This is a genomic window from Pseudonocardia aurantiaca (assembly GCF_039526725.1).
GTDB classification, from domain to species: Bacteria; Actinomycetota; Actinomycetes; order Mycobacteriales; family Pseudonocardiaceae; genus Pseudonocardia; species Pseudonocardia aurantiaca.
Window position 1 is genome coordinate 107727 of record NZ_BAAAJG010000007.1, and the last position, 17043, is coordinate 124769.

Here is a 17043-nt window from a genome sequence, read left to right on the forward strand (position 1 = left end):
CAGTAGTCGGCACGAGAGGACAGGCACGATGACGGACACGGGGTACGAGGGTTGAGCAGCAAGAACCAGGAGCTCGCGAGCTTCATCTGGCAGGTGGCCGACCTGCTGCGCGGGGACTACAAGCAGTCCGAGTACGGCAAGGTGATCCTGCCGTTCACCGTGCTGCGCCGGCTGGACTGCGTGCTGGCGCCGACCCGGCAGGCCGTCCTCGACAAAAAGGCCGAGCTCGAGGGCCGCATCCAGAACATGGACGGGATGCTCAAGCGGGCGTCCGGCCGCAGCTTCTACAACACGAGCCGGCTGGACTTCCGGGCCTCGGTCGGCGACCAGGACAGCGTGGCCCGCAACCTGCAGGCCTACATCGCCGGCTTCTCGCCGAACGCCCGCGAGATCTTCGAGTCCTACGAGTTCTCCACCCAGCTGTCACGGCTCGACAACGCCGGGCTGATCTACCACGTGGCCAGCAAGTTCGCCGAGATCGACCTCAGCCCCGAGACCGTCGACAACCACCAGATGGGCTATGCGTTCGAGGAGCTCATCCGGAAGTTCTCCGAGATCTCGAACGAGACGGCCGGTGAGCACTTTACGCCGCGCGAGGTCATCAAGCTGATGGTGAACCTGCTCCTCGCGCCGGATACCGACGACCTCACCACGCCCGGCGTGGTCAAGACCGTGCTCGACCCGGCATGCGGTACCGGGGGCATGCTCACTGCCGCCGAGGAGTTCATCCTCGAGCACAACCCGGACGCGACGGTGAAGGTCTACGGCCAGGAGCTCAACGCCGAGTCCTACGCCATCTGCCGCTCCGACATGATGATCAAGGGCGAGGACGCCGACAACATCAAGTTCGGCAACTCGTTCTCGGGCGACCGCTTCTACGGCCAGCGCTTCAACTACCTGCTCGCGAACCCGCCCTTCGGCGTCGAGTGGAAGAAGGTGAAGGACGACGTCGAGCGCGAGGCCGGCCTCGGCCACGCTGGCCGCTTTGGTGCTGGCCTGCCGCGGATCAACGACGGGTCGCTGCTGTTCCTGCAGCACATGATCCACCACATGAAGCGCCCTGATGAGGGCGGCAGCCGCATCGCGATCGTCTTCAACGGCTCGCCGCTCTTCACCGGCGCCGCGGGGTCGGGGGAGTCGGAGATCCGCCGCTGGATCCTGGAGAACGACCTGCTGGAGGCGATCGTCGCCCTGCCGGACCAGCTCTTCTACAACACCGGCATCTCCACGTACTTCTGGATCCTGACGAACCGGAAGGACGAAGCGCACAAGGGCAAGGTGATCCTGCTCGACGGGCGCGAGCACTGGGCGAAGATGCGCAAGTCGCTGGGGGACAAGCGCAAGTATGTCCCCGACGACAAGATCGCCGACCTGACGACTCTCTACCGCGAGGCGCTGACGGCGGCGGAGGACGAGTCGCACCCGCTGCACACGAAGGTCAAGGTCTTGGCGACCACCGACTTCGGGTACCAACGGATCACCGTCGAGCGACCGCTGCGGCTGCGGTTCGAGGTGACCGAGGACGCGCTCGCCGAGTTGGAGGTCGCCAAGCCGCCCGCGAAGTACGAGGCGCGGGACAAGCTGCTCGCCGCGCTGCGCGGGCTCGTCGGGCAGCCGGCGTCGCTCCGCAAGGTCGAGTTCGCCGGAATTCTCGCTGAGGCGCTCGCCGGGCTCGGCAAGCTGCCCGCGACGGTGGACAAGGCGGTGTGGGCGGCGGTGTTGGTGAGCGACCCGGAGGGAGAACTGCAGACCGACCGTCACGGCAACCCGCTGCCAGACCCGGACCTGCGGGACAACGAGAACGTGCCGTTGCTCGAGGACATCGACGAGTACTTGAAGCGTGAGGTCCTGCCGCACGTGCCGGATGCGTGGGTGGACGATAGCAAGACGAAGATCGGGTACGAGATTCCGTTCACGAGGCACTTCTATGTCTACAAGCCCCCGAGGCCACTGGCGGAGATCGATGCGGAGTTGAAAGAGCTGGAAGCCGAGATTCAGCGCCTACTGACTGAGGTAGCCGAGTGACCTCGCTCCTACATTTGGCTGATTATGTAAATGGTCTTCCTTTTACATCTAATGATTTCTCGGACCGGGGAATTCCGGTTGTCAGAATCAGGCAACTGATTGATTCCTCATCGGAGCCTGACTTAGTCGATGGACCTGTCCCACCGAAGGGTCGAGTCGAGGATGGCGATCTCATCTTCTCGTGGTCGGGCTCTTTAGCGGTCCGAATCTGGGATCGTGGGCCCGCTGCTCTGAATCAGCACCTCTTCAATGTTAGGCCGAGAGCAGGGGTTGACAAGCGTTGGCTGCGCTGGCTCCTTGAGTCGAAGCTGGATCAGTTTCGGGGTCAGATGCACGGGTCGGCGATGACCCATTTGACGATGGACATGCTCCGATCTGTTCGGGTTGACTTGCCGGATCTTGGCGAGCAAAGGCGGGTAGCTGACTTCCTCGATGCCGAAACAGCACGGCTGGATAGCTTAGCGTCGGTGCGACTTCAAGCTGTCAAGCTGGCACAAGAGCGTTTCGAGGCCTTTGTTGATCTGGAGCTGACAGGCGGCAGCGTTGATTACGAGCCGTTGCGGCGCGCAGTCGATGGGCTGACGGTGGGCGTTGTTGTGAATCCGTCGACATACGTCGACCCGGAAGGGGATGTCTTATTCTTCCGAGGTGTCGACGTGTCGCCGTTTGTTCTTGCTGTCGAGAGGGCCCAGCGAATGTCGTCGGCCTCCAATCGATTGCTTCGCAAGTCGATCTTGCGATGCGGCGATATAGTTTCTGTGCGAGTTGGTGAACCGGGTGTGTCCGCCGTCGTCCCGCCCGAGGCGAATGGATCGAATTGCGCTTCCGTGATGATTACTCGTCCTGGCGAAAGGGTTGATAGCGACTTCCTTTGTCATGTATACAATTCTCGTTTCGGTCGCAGCCAGTGGCAGGCGTTAAGCGTTGGCGCCGCCCAAAGGCAGGTAAACGTTTCAGCTGCCGGAGATTTTCGTATTCCTCACCTCTCCATCATGCGGCAGCGAGATCTTGCGTGCGCGTTTGAGAAACATAGGGTTCTGGTTTCGGAATTGAGCAAATGGAGCGCTCGACAGGTATGCCTTATGACCGAACGTCGGCGCGCGCTGATCACGGGGGCGGTCAATGGGCAGCTCGACGTCACCACCGCTCGCGAGATGGCTATCTGAGATGGCAATCCCTAACTTCCAGGACGCGATGCTGCCGATCCTGGACCAGGCATCGGACGGCGCCGTCCATCCGTGGCGCAACCTGCGAGACGAGTGCGCGCGCCTGTTCCACGCCACCGACGACGAGTTGGCCGAGCGGCTCACGAGCGGCGGGAGCAGGTTCGACAGCCGCATCCAGTGGGCGCTGACGCACCTCGTGCAGGCCGGCCTGCTCACCCGCCCCCGCCGGGGACATGTGCAGATCACCGCCCGCGGCAAGGAGGTGCTGGCCGAGCGGCCGGAGCGGGTCGACATGCAGCTGCTTAGTCGGTTCGACGACTACCTGGAGTTCCGGGCCCGCACCAAGTCCGGTTCCGCGGAACCGGTGAGCGCCGATGACGTTGCGCAGGATGACGGCACCCCGCTCGAGGCGATCGCCTCGGCCGTCCGGGAGAGCAACGAAGCTCTTGCGGCCGAGGTTCTGCAGCGCGTGCTCGACCAGCCGCCCGCCTTCCTCGAGCAGCTCGTCCTCACGCTGCTCAGCGCCATGGGCTACGGCGGCCGGGCGGGCGCGAGCACCGAGCACCTCGGCCGCTCCGGCGACGGGGGAATCGACGGCGTCGTCCGGCAGGACGTCCTCGGTTTGGATCGGGTCTACGTGCAGGCCAAGCGCTACGCCGCCGACAACACCGTCGGTCGCCCCGACATACAGGCCTTCGTCGGTGCACTGCACGGTCAGCATGCCGACCGCGGCGTCTTCATCACGACGAGCCGCTTCAGTGCCGAGGCTCGCGCCCACGTCGAGCGCATTCCCAATCGGATCGTGTTCATCGACGGCCGCCGGCTCGCCGAGCTGATGATCCTGCACAACGTCGGCGTGCAGGACGAGAGCACGTTCGTGCTCAAGCGGCTCGACGAGGACTTCTTCGACCAGTGAGCCGAGCGATCATGCGCCAGGCTGGGCCGCCGGGGCGCGCACTTGCGGAGACTTCTGAAGAAGTTCAGAATTGGTCTCGTGACCACCGAGGTGCAGTGGAGCGAGCTGCAGCGCGACCCGAAGAGCGTGGCGGCGCTTGCGGACCAGGGCGACGTCCGCGTCCGGCGTCGCGACGGCGTGCCGCTGCTGCTCGTCCGGGAGGACCGGGCCAGCGCGTCAGCCGAGGGCGCCGTGACAGCGGCGCGAGCCCTGCGCAACGCGTTCGTGCACCTCTCGGCAGAGGGTGCGCTGGAGTCGTTGAGCGAGGAGTTCCCCTGGGTCGACCTGCTGCCGGACGGCGACAAGCCCCGGTTTGCGATGGACTTCGTCCGCGCGGTGCAGGTATCGGCGGAGCTGGGGCAGTGGGAAGTGCTGTCGCAGGTGCTGGTGGAGTGGAAGGCGACCGCCGCGATTCATACAGACCCAGCGCTCGCCGCGGAGCTGTCCCGACCGATCGACGGGGACATGGGCCCGGTTCCGGCGCCCGACGGGAGCTGATCCGTGCCCGTCAAGCGCGGCGATCGGGTCGCTCCGCCAGCTCGTCCTGGCGGCTGGGAGGCCCGGTTCGCAACCTCCGAGGCGGTGAAGGGCTGGGAGGAGCTCTGTCGGGTCGCTCGGGCGAACACGTGGGAGGCCTGGGTGGTGCTCACCGAACGGCCCACCCGGCCGGAGAACCCGGCGCGCCAGCACCGGCTGCGTGGGCAGCTCGCCGAGCGCGTGATCGGCGGTCGGCCCCTGGAGCAGTGGCAGTACGAGGTCACCGCAGGAGGCCTGATCTGGTATTGCCCGGATCCGGAGCGCCGCATCGTCTGGGTCGTCGCCGCCAGCCCGGCGCACCCGAAAGCCACCGAGTAGCGAGTACGCCCGCTCTGCGCCGCCTGCTCGCCCTATCCACGCCGAGAAGGTCAGGAGCGCACCGATGAGCGTGCACAAGGAGATCGCGTTCGAGGACGCGATCGAGCGGGCGATGCTCGACTCGGGCTGGTTGAAGGGCCAGGCGTCCAACTACCACCGCGAGCTCGGCCTCGACACCGCCGAGCTGTTCGCGTTCATCGGTGCCACCCAGGTCGAGAAGTGGGACCAGCTCGTCACGTTCGAGGGGGGCGACCCCGACGCCGCTCAGCGGAAGTTCGCCGAACGTGTCGCGGCGGAGATCGAGTCCCGCGGCACGCTAGACGTCCTCCGCCACGGCGTGAAGGACCGCGGGCTGCTCTTCCGCCTCGCCTATTTCCGGCCCGCCCACACGCTCGCCGAAGACGCCCTCGTCGAGTACGAGAAGAACCGGCTCACCGTCACCCGGCAGCTGCACTACTCGGTGACAACTCCGGACAAGTCCCTCGACCTCGTCCTGTTCGTCAACGGCATCCCGGTCGCCACCGCGGAGCTGAAGAACCCACTCACCCGGCAGACCGTGGAGCACGCCAAGGCGCAGTACCGGCGCGACCGCGACCCGCGTGAGCTGCTCTTTGCCCGCCGTGCCCTCGTGCACTTCGCCGTCGACCCCGAGCTGGTGTTCATCACGACCCGGCTACTAGGTGACAAGACCCGCTTCCTCCCGTTCAACCGCGGTTCCGAAGGGCCCGGCGTCGACGGGGGTGCGGGCAACCCGCCGGTGAAGGACGGGTACCGGACGTCCTACCTGTGGGAGGAGGTCTGGCAGCCGGAGGCGTGGCTGGACATCATCCGGCGCTTCCTGCACCTGGAGAAGGCGAACGGCCGCCAGACCGTCCACCAGCGCGCGATGATCTTCCCGCGGTTCCACCAGTGGCACGCGGTCCGCGCCCTCGTCGACCACGCGGCGGAGCACGGCTCGGGGCACAACTATCTCGTCCAGCACTCCGCCGGTTCCGGCAAGTCGAACACGATCGCGTGGCTCGCGCACCGACTGTCCAACCTGTACAGCACGGAGAACGAGTCGGTGTTCGACAAGGTCATCGTGATCACCGACCGCTCGGTCCTCGACGCGCAGCTGCAGGACACGATCTACCAGTTCGAGCACCACGGCGGGGTCGTCCGCAAGATCAGTGACAAGGACCCGGGCGCGAAGTCGGAGCAGGTCGCCGAGGCGCTGTCCGGCGAGACGACCAAGATCCTCATCGTCACCCTCCAGACCTTCCCGCACGTGCTGGACAAGGTCAGCGGGCTGCGCGGCAAGAAGTTCGCGATCGTCGTCGACGAGGCGCACTCCTCGCAGTCGGGGGAGTCCTCGGCCGCGCTCAAGAGGGTGCTGCTGAAGCTGGGCAGCGACGACCTCGACGAGGACGGCGACCCGCTCACCGCGTCAGCGCTGGCCCGCGGCCGCCACAAGACCCTGTCCTATTTCGCCTTCACCGCCACCCCGAAGGCCAAGACGCTGCATCTGTTCGGTACGCCGCACCCGGCTACGGGGAATCCGCAGCCGTTCCACGTGTACTCGATGCGCCAGGCGATCGAGGAGGGCTTCATCCTCGACGTCCTCAGCAACTACGTCACGTACAAGACGTACTGGCGGCTCGCGAATGCGAACTCCGACGACCGCGACGTCGACGAGCGCAAGGCGAGGACTCAGCTCGCCCGGTTCGCGGTGCTCAGCCCGGCCAGCCTGGAGCAACGCGCCGAGATCATCCTCGAGCACTTCCACGAGAAGGTCGCCGGCCGCCTGGGCGGCCGGGCGAAGGCGATGGTGGTGACCAGCTCGCGGGACCACGCCGTGCGGCTGTACCGCAAGCTTGTCGCCTACGCGGAGATGCGGGGTTACGACGACTGCGGCCTGCTCGTCGCGTTCTCCGGCGAGCTCGCGGTGGACGGCAGCCAGGAGGACAAGGTCACCGAGGTCGGCGTCAACGGGTTCAGCGAGACGGAGCTGCCGAAGAAGTTCGCCTACACGCGGGCCGACGACCCGCACGCCGACGTCAACCCGAAGCCCGAGTACCGGATCCTCGTCGTTGCGGACAAGTACCAGACCGGCTTCGACCAGCCCCTGCTCACGACGATGTACGTCGACAAGAAACTGCAGAACGTCGCGGCCGTGCAGACGCTCTCGCGGCTGAACCGCACGCACCCGCTCAAGAGCCAGGAGGATCTGCTCGTCCTCGACATGGCGAACGAGGCCGAGGACATCCGCACCGAGTTCAAGCCGTTCTACGAAACGACCACGACCCCGCCCGCCGACCCGAACCTGCTCTACGGCGCCGAGCGCGCGGTCATGGGCTTCGCTCTGCTCGTCGAGTCGGAGATGGAGGCGTTCGCGGCGGCGTACCTCGCCGCGGAATCCAGGTCAAGCACCGAGGCGCAGTGGCAGCGCGCGCACGCCGATCTCTACCGGTTCACCGACCCCGCGCGGGACCGGTTCGCGCAGCTGATGGACGACGAGCCAGAGGCTGCCGAGGAGTTCCGGTCGGCATTGCAGAGCTACGTCCGGATGTACGGCTTCCTCTCCCAGGTCGTGTCGTATCAGGACCGGGATCTCGAACGGCTCTACGTCTACGGGCGGCACCTGCTCACCCGGCTGCCGCGGCGCGAGGACCCCGGCATGGACCTCGGCCAGGTCGACTTGACGCACCTGCGGATCGTGCGCACCGGCGACCACGACGTGAGCCTCACGCCCGAGGGTGAGCAGGTGCTCCCCGGGTTCACGGGCGACGGCACGGGCCGCAAGCAGGAGCCGGAGCAGGTGCCGCTGTCCGAGCTGATCGCCGACCTCAACGACCGTTTCGGCGTCAACCTCAGCGACGAGGACCTGATTGGTGGCTCGGCGAGAGCGGCGATGAGCGTGCCCAAGGTGCGCGCCGCGGCGATGGTGAACGACGAGGAAAACTTCGGCCACGTCTTCGACGCGGTGTTCGAGGACAAGCTCATCGAGCGCATCGAGGACGACACCAAGGTCCTGCAGAAGTTCACGGACGACACCGGCTTCAAGGCGGAGCTGACGCAACTGGCGCGCCGGTACGCGTACGAGGCACTGCGGCGGGACGTGGCCTGAGCTGTGGCAGCACCGGGGGGAGCGGCGCGGGTGATCGCGAGTCGCTACGAGGTCACGGCCGCAATCGGGCGAGGCGGCATGGGCGAGGTGTGGGCAGGCTACGACACCCGCCTGGACCGGCGGGTCGCGCTCAAGCTCCTGCGCCCCGACTTCGTTCCGGCCGGGAGCCAGGGCCGATCAGCCATTGCCCGGTTCAAGCGGGAGGCGCGGCTGACCGCGCGCCTCGAACACCCGGGTGTCCCGGCGGTCTTCGACGTCGGCGCGGACGGCGACGTCCTCTACATCGCCATGCAGCTCGTTGACGGCAAGGACCTGAGCGACGTGCTGGACGGCATGGGAGCGCTGCCCATCGAGTGGGCGGTGGCGATCGGGGCGCAGATCGCCGCGGTCCTCGCAGCGGCCCACGCCGTCTCGCTAGTCCACCGTGATCTCAAGCCGCGGAACGTGATGCTCGCCCGCGGCGGCACGGTTCGTGTGTTGGACTTCGGCGTCGCCGCCCTGCTCGATCCGGAGATCACCCGGGTGACGGCGGCCGGGGAGACCGTCGGAAGCCCGGCTTACATGGCGCCCGAGCAGCTCACGTCGGCGACGGCCAGCCCCCGCACCGACCTCTACGCGCTCGGTTGCGTCCTGCACGAGATTCTCGCCGGTGAGGAGGTCTTCGCCGCCGCGACCCCGGCCGCGCAGATGTACGCGCACCTCGAGCGCGAACCTGTGCCGCTGCGAAGCCTGCGCGACGACGTGCCGGAGGCGGTCGAGCACCTCGTCCTCGACCTGCTGGCCAAGGATCCGGAGGCGCGGCCCCCGGACGCGGCGGAGGTGTACCAGCGCCTCCGGCCGCTTCTGCCGCTGCCCGACGCGCGAGGTGTCGCCGAGGACCCGCTTGATCCGACCAGCCCCTACCGCCGACCCCTCGCACCGGCACCCCGGCGTCGTCATCAACCAGTCGCGCCTGACGCCGCCAACGTGCCGCTGGAGCAGATCCGAGCCGAGGCCGTGGAGCTGGCCGAGCAGGGACGGTTCACGCAGGCGGCGGAGCTGCTCGACCGGCGCCTCCGCCGTGCCCTTGAGCCCGCGGCTCAGCTGCGCGGTACTCGCCTTCAGCTGGCGAACACGCTGCTGCTCGGTGGCGAGTTCGCCCGGGCACAGCCGGAGTTCCAAGCGCTCGTGACGGAGCTGACCGCGCTGCGCGGCGCGGGCGACGAGGACGTCTTGCGGTGCCGGATGCAGGTCGCCACTTGCCGGGCCGAACTCGGCGACTTGTCTGCGGCCGTTGACGAACTGACCGACGTGCTCGACCTCGTACGTGTCGAACGGGGCGCGACAGACCCTGAGGTCGTCAACCTCCGGCGGCAGGTTGCTCTGCTCCTGGCGTCGTCGGGCGCGCTTGAAGAGGCCAGCAGGGCTCTGCGCGGTCTTCTCGCCGACCTTGAAGAGACCGTCGGTGAGGACCACATGACAGCGCGAGACATCGCGGAACTGCTCGAACGCGTGGATCGCGGGCGAGGGCGTCGTAGGAATCAGTAGTACCGAGAAGCGCAGTGGGGCGATATGGAGCAGGCCGACGATATCCACCTGGTCGTAGCAGAGGACGGCGACAACGCTCGGTCGCCTGCTACGCCATCGATCCGTGCCGACGGGACCGTCCTCTACGACGGCTGCTATGACGGCCGCATCGGCGTGCTCAACCCCTCGCCCGGCCACGTGATCGTCACGAAGACCGGGGACACAATTCACCATGATCCCGACTGTCAATTCCTGCGCAGATCGCATCGCGCTGACTGGGTGACGTATCAGGATCCCGGCGGCAGTCTGTGGCGGGAGGTGCTTCTGGTCGGCCCGATCGATGATGAAAAAGCTCGTGCCCGGTTCGCGCGGGCCAGAGGTCTGGAGAACGGAAAGGGCGATCCGATCCTGTGGGTGTGTCAGGTGTGCGTTGTGCGTGTGCCACCGAAGCGGGCTCGGTAGTTCCCGCACCGGGTCAGCGCCGTGTTCTCGATGCAGGAACGCGCCGCGAGCATGGGAAGCACAGGCGATGAGACAAGTGACGGTCACGTCGACCGGCTGCGTGGAGCAGTGAGCGAGGAGAAACGAATGACGCAAGAACGGGCCGTGCCGCGGACCACGATCACCCTCGAAGCCCGGCCCGTCCTCAGCTACGCGATGGCGCACAACGAGATCCCCGTGATCTCGCGCCTCGCCATCGAGCACGTCCCCACCGACGTCCAGGCGGCCCGCCTGCGGCTGGAGGTTGCCGACGCCAGCGGCTCGATCGGCGCCCCGCAAGAGATCCTCCTCGACCTGCGAGCCGGTCAGCCCACGGTCCTGACCGATCTCAAGCTCCTCCTCGAGCCGGCTGCGATGCTGCAAGTGGAGGAGCAGCGCCCGGCCGCCATTCGAGCGCGCTTGGAGATCGGCGGTGAGCTGCGAGCCGAGCAGATCTTCCGGACGCGGGTCCTCGCCGCGCACCAGTGGCTCGCCACGCCGCCAGCGCTCGCGCTGGAGATGCTCGCCGCGCACGTCATGCCGAACCACCCGGCGATCACAGCCTTGATGCCGGAGGTTGCCCAGCGGCTGCATAGCAGCACGGGCAGCCCGTCGCTGGAGGGCTACCAGTCCGGCCCGGAGCGCGTAGACCAGATCGTCACCGCCGTGTACGCGGCGATGCAGGCACGGGGCATCCGCTACGCCGAACCGGCGGCCAGCTGGGCAGACATCGGACAGAAGGTGCGGACGCCCGCCGAGGTGCTCGACGACCGCGTCGGGACCTGCCTGGACACCGTCGTCGTCATGGCTGCGGCGCTGGAGCAGGCCGGCGTCCGGCCACTTATCTGGGTCGTCGACGGCCACGCCTTCCTCGGCTACTGGCGTGAGGCGTCCTCCCTCGGCACCGTGGCCGAGTTCGACACCGGCGGTGTGGTCAACCGGATCGATCTGGGGCAGATCGGCCTGGTCGAAACCACGGTGCTGACGGTTCGTCCCGATCCGGTGCCGTTCGCCGAGGCGCAGCGGTTGCCGTACACAGCTCACCTGACCGGTGACCTGGAGAGCGTCATCGGCGTCGTCGACGTCCACCAGGCGCGAGTGGACCGCATCATCCCGCTGCCCGCGCGGACGCGCGGCGACGACGGCCAGGTGATCGTCACCCAGTACGTGCCGGCGGCGACCGCGCCGGGGTACGCGCCGGAGACTGCTCCCGGCCGGGCAGCAGCCGGGAGGACCAGCGAGCCCCCGCGCGTCGCCAACTGGAAGAACGCCCTGCTCGATCTCAGCCTGCGCAATCGGCTGGTCAACTTCACCGCGCGGTCTGCGCTGTCGCTGGCCGTGCCCGAGGGGCGGCTCGGGCAGCTCGAAGACCTGCTGAACAGGGACACCTCGATCACCTTGCGCCCGGCGGACGACCTGGCTGCGATCGACCGTGAGCGCGGAGTCCGCCACGGACGGGACCTGCCGCAGGCACAGCTGGTCGACTTGCTGGAGGGCAAGCGCACGGTCCATGTCGACGTCACCGACGGCGCGTATGCGTCGCGCATGCGTGGTCTCGCCTACAAGGCGAGGACGATCCTCGAGGAGACCGGTGCTAACAACCTCTACCTGGCCCTCGGCTCACTTGTGTGGGACCTCGACGGGCGTGCGCTCCGCTCCCCGCTGATCCTGGTGCCGGTCGTCCTGAAGGCGGCAGGCCGTGGCGGCCGCTACCGGCTTTCCATTGACGAGGCGGGCTCCTCGACCCCGAACTACTGCTTGGTGGAGAAGCTGCGGCAGGTGCACGGGCTGGACGTCCCCGGGCTCGCCGATCCGGTCGCGGATGATTCGGGCATCGACCTCGATGCCGCGTTCGACGCGACGCGTCGCGCGATCGCCGGGCGTGGGCTGCGGTTCCGGGTCGAACCGACTGCAGACCTGGCCGTGCTGCAGTTCGCCAAGTTCCGGCTGTGGAAGGACCTCGACGAGAACTGGTCGACGTTCGCCGAGAACCCGCTTGTCGCCCACCTGATCAGGACGCCCACAGACGCCTTCGTCGACCCCGTTGGCTCGCCGGTCGGCCACGACCTCGACGGGCTCGACGAGCGTTGCCCTGTGCCCGCCGATGCCTCCCAACTACGGGCCATCGCGGAGGCCACTGCCGGCCGCACGTTCGTTCTGGAGGGGCCGCCGGGAACGGGCAAGTCGCAGACCATCACGAACCTGCTGGCGCACGCGGTGGCGGAGGGCAAGCGGGTCCTGTTCGTCGCCGAGAAGCGGGCCGCGCTCGACGTCGTGCAGAAGCGGCTCGATGCCGTCGGCATGGGACCGCTATCTCTCGACCTGCACGACAAGGGGAGTAAGCCCGCTGCCGTCCGCGAGCAGATCAAGCGAGGCCTCGACCACGTCGTGATCGCGGACGGCCAGGACCATGTGATCAAGACCGAGGAGTTGCGTGCTTCGCGCCGGGGGCTCACGCGCTACGCGTACAAGCTGCACGAGCGCAACGGTGCCGGCCTCTCCCTCTACGCCGCCCGCGGCGCAGAGCTCGCGATCGGTGAGGACGTGGGACCGATTCCGGTCTCCGAGTCGCTGCTCACCGGGGGCGGCCCCGACAGCGTCACGCGGCTGCGGCAGCTCTTCAGCACACTGCCCGACCGCGCGGACGCCGCGCGGCCCCGACGCGAGCACCCGTGGGCGTTCATCGACTCCGCCGTGGGGATCGACGTCGGCGCCGTCTTGCTCGCGGCGCGGCGATTCGACAAAGTGCTGCCCACGCTGCCGGGCGTTCTCGGCCCGGCGCTCGCGGCGGTTCGGGTGCCGGCGGATCTCGCCGTCCTCGCCGAGCTGGCCGACGCGGCGATCCCCCTGGACGTGCTCAACAAATCCCGCACGCCCCGGTGGGACGGGGCCGTCCGTGCGATCGTCGACGAGGTCGCGGTCTTCGCCACGGCACCGCACGCCGGGCTCGACGTCGTGACGCCCGAAGTTCTCGGCCTGCCGATCGGCGAGATCGACGCCGACGCCAAGGCCGCAGCCGCGTCCGGATTCCTCGGGCGGAGGAAGCGCCTGATCGCCGTACGGGAGCGGCTCGGGCCTGCGCTCCGGCCCGGATCGAGCGTCAAGCCGAAGCGGCTCACCGAGCTGACCGGCATGCTGGTCGAGCTCGAGACGGCGGTTGGTGCACTCGCCGCCAAGATCTACGCGATCCCCGGCTTGGTGCTCCCGCCCGGCTGGAACCCGTTCACCGAAGAGGGTCGCCGCGTACTCGACGCGCGGATCGATCGGGTGCGACGGGCCGGCCAGGTGGTCGATCCGGCGAACCCCGACCCGGAGCGAGCGCGGTTCGCGCCGTCGTTGCAGATGGTTCTTGCCGCCCGGGTCAAGGCTGATCCCCGGCCCATCCGCGAGGCTGCTACCGCAGGGGAGATGCTGCTGCAGTCGTGCAGGGTCAGGCCGGCCGCAATCGCTGAGTGGGCGGGCGACCCCGGTCTGCTGGGCCGTTGGAGGCTCACCGCGGCGGAGCGTGCGCTGGCCGACCCGCAGCTCGGCTCGCTGCGGCGTTGGCTCGACCTGCTCGCACACCTCGAGCCACTGCGCGCCGAACGCCTCGATGATGCCCGGGCCACGGTGCTCTCTGGCGCGCTCGACCCGGATGACGCGCGCCGCTCGTTCGAGCTGGGGCTCGCCCGCGCCTCGATCGGGGAACGGTTGCGGACGACCGGGCTCGAGACGTTCGACTCCGCAGCGCACGAGCGCTCAATCTCGAGGTTCGTCACGGCCTCCCGCGCGGTGCGGGGCCACCTCGCGACCGTCGTCCCACATCAGGTCCTCGCGGCGCGCGGGTTCAACCCGCGCGCGGCCGGGGGTCAGGTCGGCCAATTGCAGCGCCAGCTGACGGCCAAGCGTGGCGGCATGAAGGTGCGCGAGCTGATGAGCACGTTCGGTGATGTGATCACTCGCGCCCTGCCCTGCGTTCTCGTGAGTCCGGATTCCCTCTCGCGGTTCTTCCCCGCGACCGCCGGCCTCTTCGACATCGTCGTGTTCGACGAGGCCTCTCAGGTGCGCGTCGCCGACGCGATCGGCGCAATGGGCCGAGCCAAGTCTGTGGTCATCGTTGGCGACAGCATGCAGATGCCACCGACGTCGTTTGCGGAGAGCAGCTTCGGGGCGGACGACCTCGACGCTGACGGCTCCACAGAGGTTGTCGAGGACGAGGAGTCGATCCTCACCGAATGCGTGCAGGCGCGAGTAGAGCGCCACAGACTGTCATGGCACTACCGCAGCCAGGACGAATCACTGATCGCGTTCAGCAACCACCATTACTACGACGGTGGGCTGTCCTCGTTCCCCGCTCCCGCGACGAGCGGGACCGGGATCTCCCTCGTGCGGGTGGACGGACACTTCCACCGTTCCGGGCCTCGCGCGACGCTTCGGACCAATCCGGTAGAGGCCGAGGCGGTCGTCGCCGAGATCCGGCGGCGCTTCGCCGCGTCGCCGGACGCTCCGCCCTCGCTCGGCGTGGTGACGTTCAACCAGCAGCAGCGCACGTTCATCGAGGGTCTGCTGCGCGATGTCGACGACCAGCGGCTGGTCGACGCTCTGGAGAACCCGGACGGTCTGTTCGTCAAGAACCTCGAAAACGTGCAGGGCGACGAGCGCGACGTGATCCTCTTCTCGACCGCGTTCAGCGTCAACGACAAGGGCGTGCTGCCGCTTAACTTCGGTCCGCTCAACCGCGCTGGCGGCGAGCGCCGCCTGAACGTCGCGGTGTCCCGCGCTCGCCGGCAGGTGATCGTCTACTCGAGCTTCGATCCGGGGCAGTTGCGCACGGAGGAGACGTCGTCTGTTGGGCTGAGGCACTTGCGCACATACCTCGAGATGGCGGCCAACGGGCCTTCCGTGCTGCCGCGCAAGGCGCAGCGCGGCAGCGTTCCCGACCGGCACCGCGAGGAGATCGCCTCGCGGCTGAGGGACAGAGGCCTGGCGGTGCAGGCGAACGTCGGGCTCTCCGAATTCGCGATCGATCTCGTGCTGGGCGATCCCGACGAGCCGCGGGTCGCGGTTCTGCTCGACGGGACCGCGTGGTCGAATCGCCTCACCGTGCGAGACCGAGACGCGCTCCCGCGTGAGGTCCTGACCGATGTGTTGCGCTGGCCTGCCGTCGAGCGAGTGTGGTTGCCGACGTGGCTCGCGGATCCGGATGCGGTCGTCGAGCGCCTGGTGGCCACGGAGGCCAGCCGACCGGCGGCGCCGGTCACTGAGAGTCCGCCACCGGTCGCGTCCCCGGACGACACGCGCGAACTACGAACGGTGGAGGTATCGGCGCGCGTCGCCGAGACGCCGGTTGTGCCGCTCATCGCCTCAGCCGCGAGCGTGGCGCCACCGATCGTCGATGTCGCATGGCCCACGGCCATCGAGGTGTTCGTCCCGTGGGCGGTGCGTCACCTCGGGCGCGTCGACGTGCTGGACGCCCTTCCGACGCGGTCGGCGGCGTCGGCGGTTTCCGCCGCGCTCGCCGAGGTCGTGGCCGCAGAGGGGCCGATTCACACCGACAGGCTGGCGCGGCTGGTCGCGAACGGATTCGGCCTCAACCGCGTCGCGGAATCCCGAAAGTCCGCGATCTTGCGGCACCTGCCGCCTGCGCTGCGCCAGGACAGCGTGGAATCGGTCGTCTGGCCCGCTGCCCGGGTCCCCGAGGAGTGGACGGGGTTCCGCAGCACTCCGGAGGGGGTCGATCGCCCGCTCGAGCACGTGCCGCTGCGCGAGATCGTCAATGCGATGGTGCCCACAACAGTGGCTGCAGCGGGGATGTCGCGCGAGGAGCTGCACCGTGAAGTGCTGGCCGTTTTCGGGTGGCGACGGCGGACCCGAGGCGCAACCGAGCGCCTGGACGCTGCGCTGGAGCTCGGCGTCCGGTCCGGTCGGTTGCGATTCGACGGTGCCGTGGTCACGCCGTGCTGATCGGCCCGGAATTCGACGCGGTTCTGCGGCGGGAAGCCCAGCGCTGGCTCACCATCCGCACAAACGACGGGCAACTGCCGATATCGTCCAACGACCTCCTTGACTTCGAGGTGGAGGGGCGCCCTTTCCGCCTCATGGACGCCCAGCGCGGCATCCGGAAGCCCCGCGAGCTCTCGTCGGCGTTTTCGATCCGGACGGTCTACACCGTCGAGGGCAAGGAGCGGCCGTACGCCGACGAGGTGGGGCCGGACGGGTTGCTCCGGTACAAGTGGCGCGGCGACGACCCCGACCACGCGGAGAACCGCGCACTTCGGGCCGCCATGACGGAGGAGGCGCCGCTCATCTGGTTCTTCGGTGTGGCTCCAGGCGTCTACAAGCCGATCTACCCCGTGTACCTCCTGTGGGAGGAGCCGGAGCAACACCAGTTCGTGATCGATGCGGATGTGGCGAGGGGACTGGTGTCGCAAGGAGACCAGATCACCGAGCAGGTGCGGCGCTACATCATCCGACAGACCAAACAGCGGCTGCACCAGCCAGTCTTCCGCGCCACGGTGCTGCGGGCCTACGAGACGAGGTGCGCGGTGTGCGCGTTGCGCCATTCCGAGCTGCTCGACGCGGCCCACATCGTGCCGGACAGCGACGAGGCCGGAATCGCGTCCGTACGGAACGGCCTGGCGATGTGCAAGATCCACCACGCCGCCTACGACAGTTCTGTGCTCGGAATTCGGCCGGACCTCGTGGTGGAGATCCGCGCGGATCTGCTGGAGGAGATCGACGGCCCGATGCTGGAGCACGGTCTGAAGGGCCGGCACGGTCAGCGACTGATGGCGCTGCCGAAGGTCCGGGCCGAGCGACCGGACGCGGATCTACTCGAGGAGCGGTACGCGCGGTTCCGATCGGCGGGTTGAGCCTGACGTCGGGCTGACACGGGCGAACCCATAGCGGCGAGGGCCCGGACCGCATCGCTCGCGGTGCGGGGCCCCTCGTTCCGTTGCCGAGAATGTCGG

At 68.1% G+C, this 17043-nt stretch carries 10 protein-coding genes; all 10 read left to right on the forward strand.

The window, feature by feature from the left end:
• Positions 1 to 51: 51 nt before the first annotated feature.
• Positions 52 to 2025 carry a type I restriction-modification system subunit M gene (locus tag ABD143_RS09595; RefSeq protein ID WP_343974450.1) on the forward strand — a complete coding sequence of 658 codons (1974 nt, stop codon included), beginning with the start codon at positions 52 to 54 and terminating at the stop codon, positions 2023 to 2025.
• On the forward strand, positions 2022 to 3191 hold the full coding sequence (locus ABD143_RS09600; protein WP_343974452.1) for a restriction endonuclease subunit S: 1170 nt from the start codon (positions 2022 to 2024) through the stop codon (positions 3189 to 3191). The genes ABD143_RS09595 and ABD143_RS09600 overlap by 4 nt, the downstream gene beginning before the upstream one ends.
• A gap of 1 nt (position 3192) precedes the next feature.
• Positions 3193 to 4107: a restriction endonuclease gene (locus ABD143_RS09605; protein ID WP_343974454.1), complete on the forward strand. Its 915-nt coding sequence runs from the start codon at positions 3193 to 3195 to the stop codon at positions 4105 to 4107.
• Positions 4108 to 4185: 78 nt separating this feature from the next.
• Positions 4186 to 4644 (forward strand): hypothetical protein, encoded by a 459-nt coding sequence (locus ABD143_RS09610; RefSeq protein WP_343974456.1) that lies wholly within the window; start codon positions 4186 to 4188, stop codon positions 4642 to 4644.
• Between the two features lie 3 nt (positions 4645 to 4647).
• Positions 4648 to 5001, forward strand: a complete 354-nt coding sequence (locus ABD143_RS09615; protein ID WP_343974458.1) for a hypothetical protein — start codon at positions 4648 to 4650, stop codon at positions 4999 to 5001.
• 64 nt (positions 5002 to 5065) lie between these two features.
• Entirely contained in the window at positions 5066 to 8107 is a 3042-nt protein-coding gene (locus ABD143_RS09620) for a type I restriction endonuclease subunit R (protein ID WP_343974460.1), read from the forward strand.
• Positions 8108 to 8137: 30 nt separating this feature from the next.
• Positions 8138 to 9634: a serine/threonine-protein kinase gene (locus ABD143_RS09625; protein ID WP_343974462.1), complete on the forward strand. Its 1497-nt coding sequence runs from the start codon at positions 8138 to 8140 to the stop codon at positions 9632 to 9634.
• A 24-nt stretch (positions 9635 to 9658) separates the two neighbouring features.
• The gene (locus ABD143_RS09630) at positions 9659 to 10075 is read left to right on the forward strand and encodes a hypothetical protein (protein ID WP_343974465.1); all 417 of its coding nucleotides are present in this window, start codon (positions 9659 to 9661) and stop codon (positions 10073 to 10075) included.
• Between the two features lie 126 nt (positions 10076 to 10201).
• Positions 10202 to 16036, forward strand: a complete 5835-nt coding sequence (locus tag ABD143_RS09635) for an anti-phage protein ProA (RefSeq protein WP_343974468.1) — start codon at positions 10202 to 10204, stop codon at positions 16034 to 16036.
• Positions 16030 to 16944 (forward strand): HNH endonuclease, encoded by a 915-nt coding sequence (locus ABD143_RS09640; RefSeq protein ID WP_343974470.1) that lies wholly within the window; start codon positions 16030 to 16032, stop codon positions 16942 to 16944. Before ABD143_RS09635 ends, ABD143_RS09640 begins: the two co-directional genes overlap by 7 nt.
• The last annotated feature ends 99 nt before the right edge of the window (positions 16945 to 17043 follow it).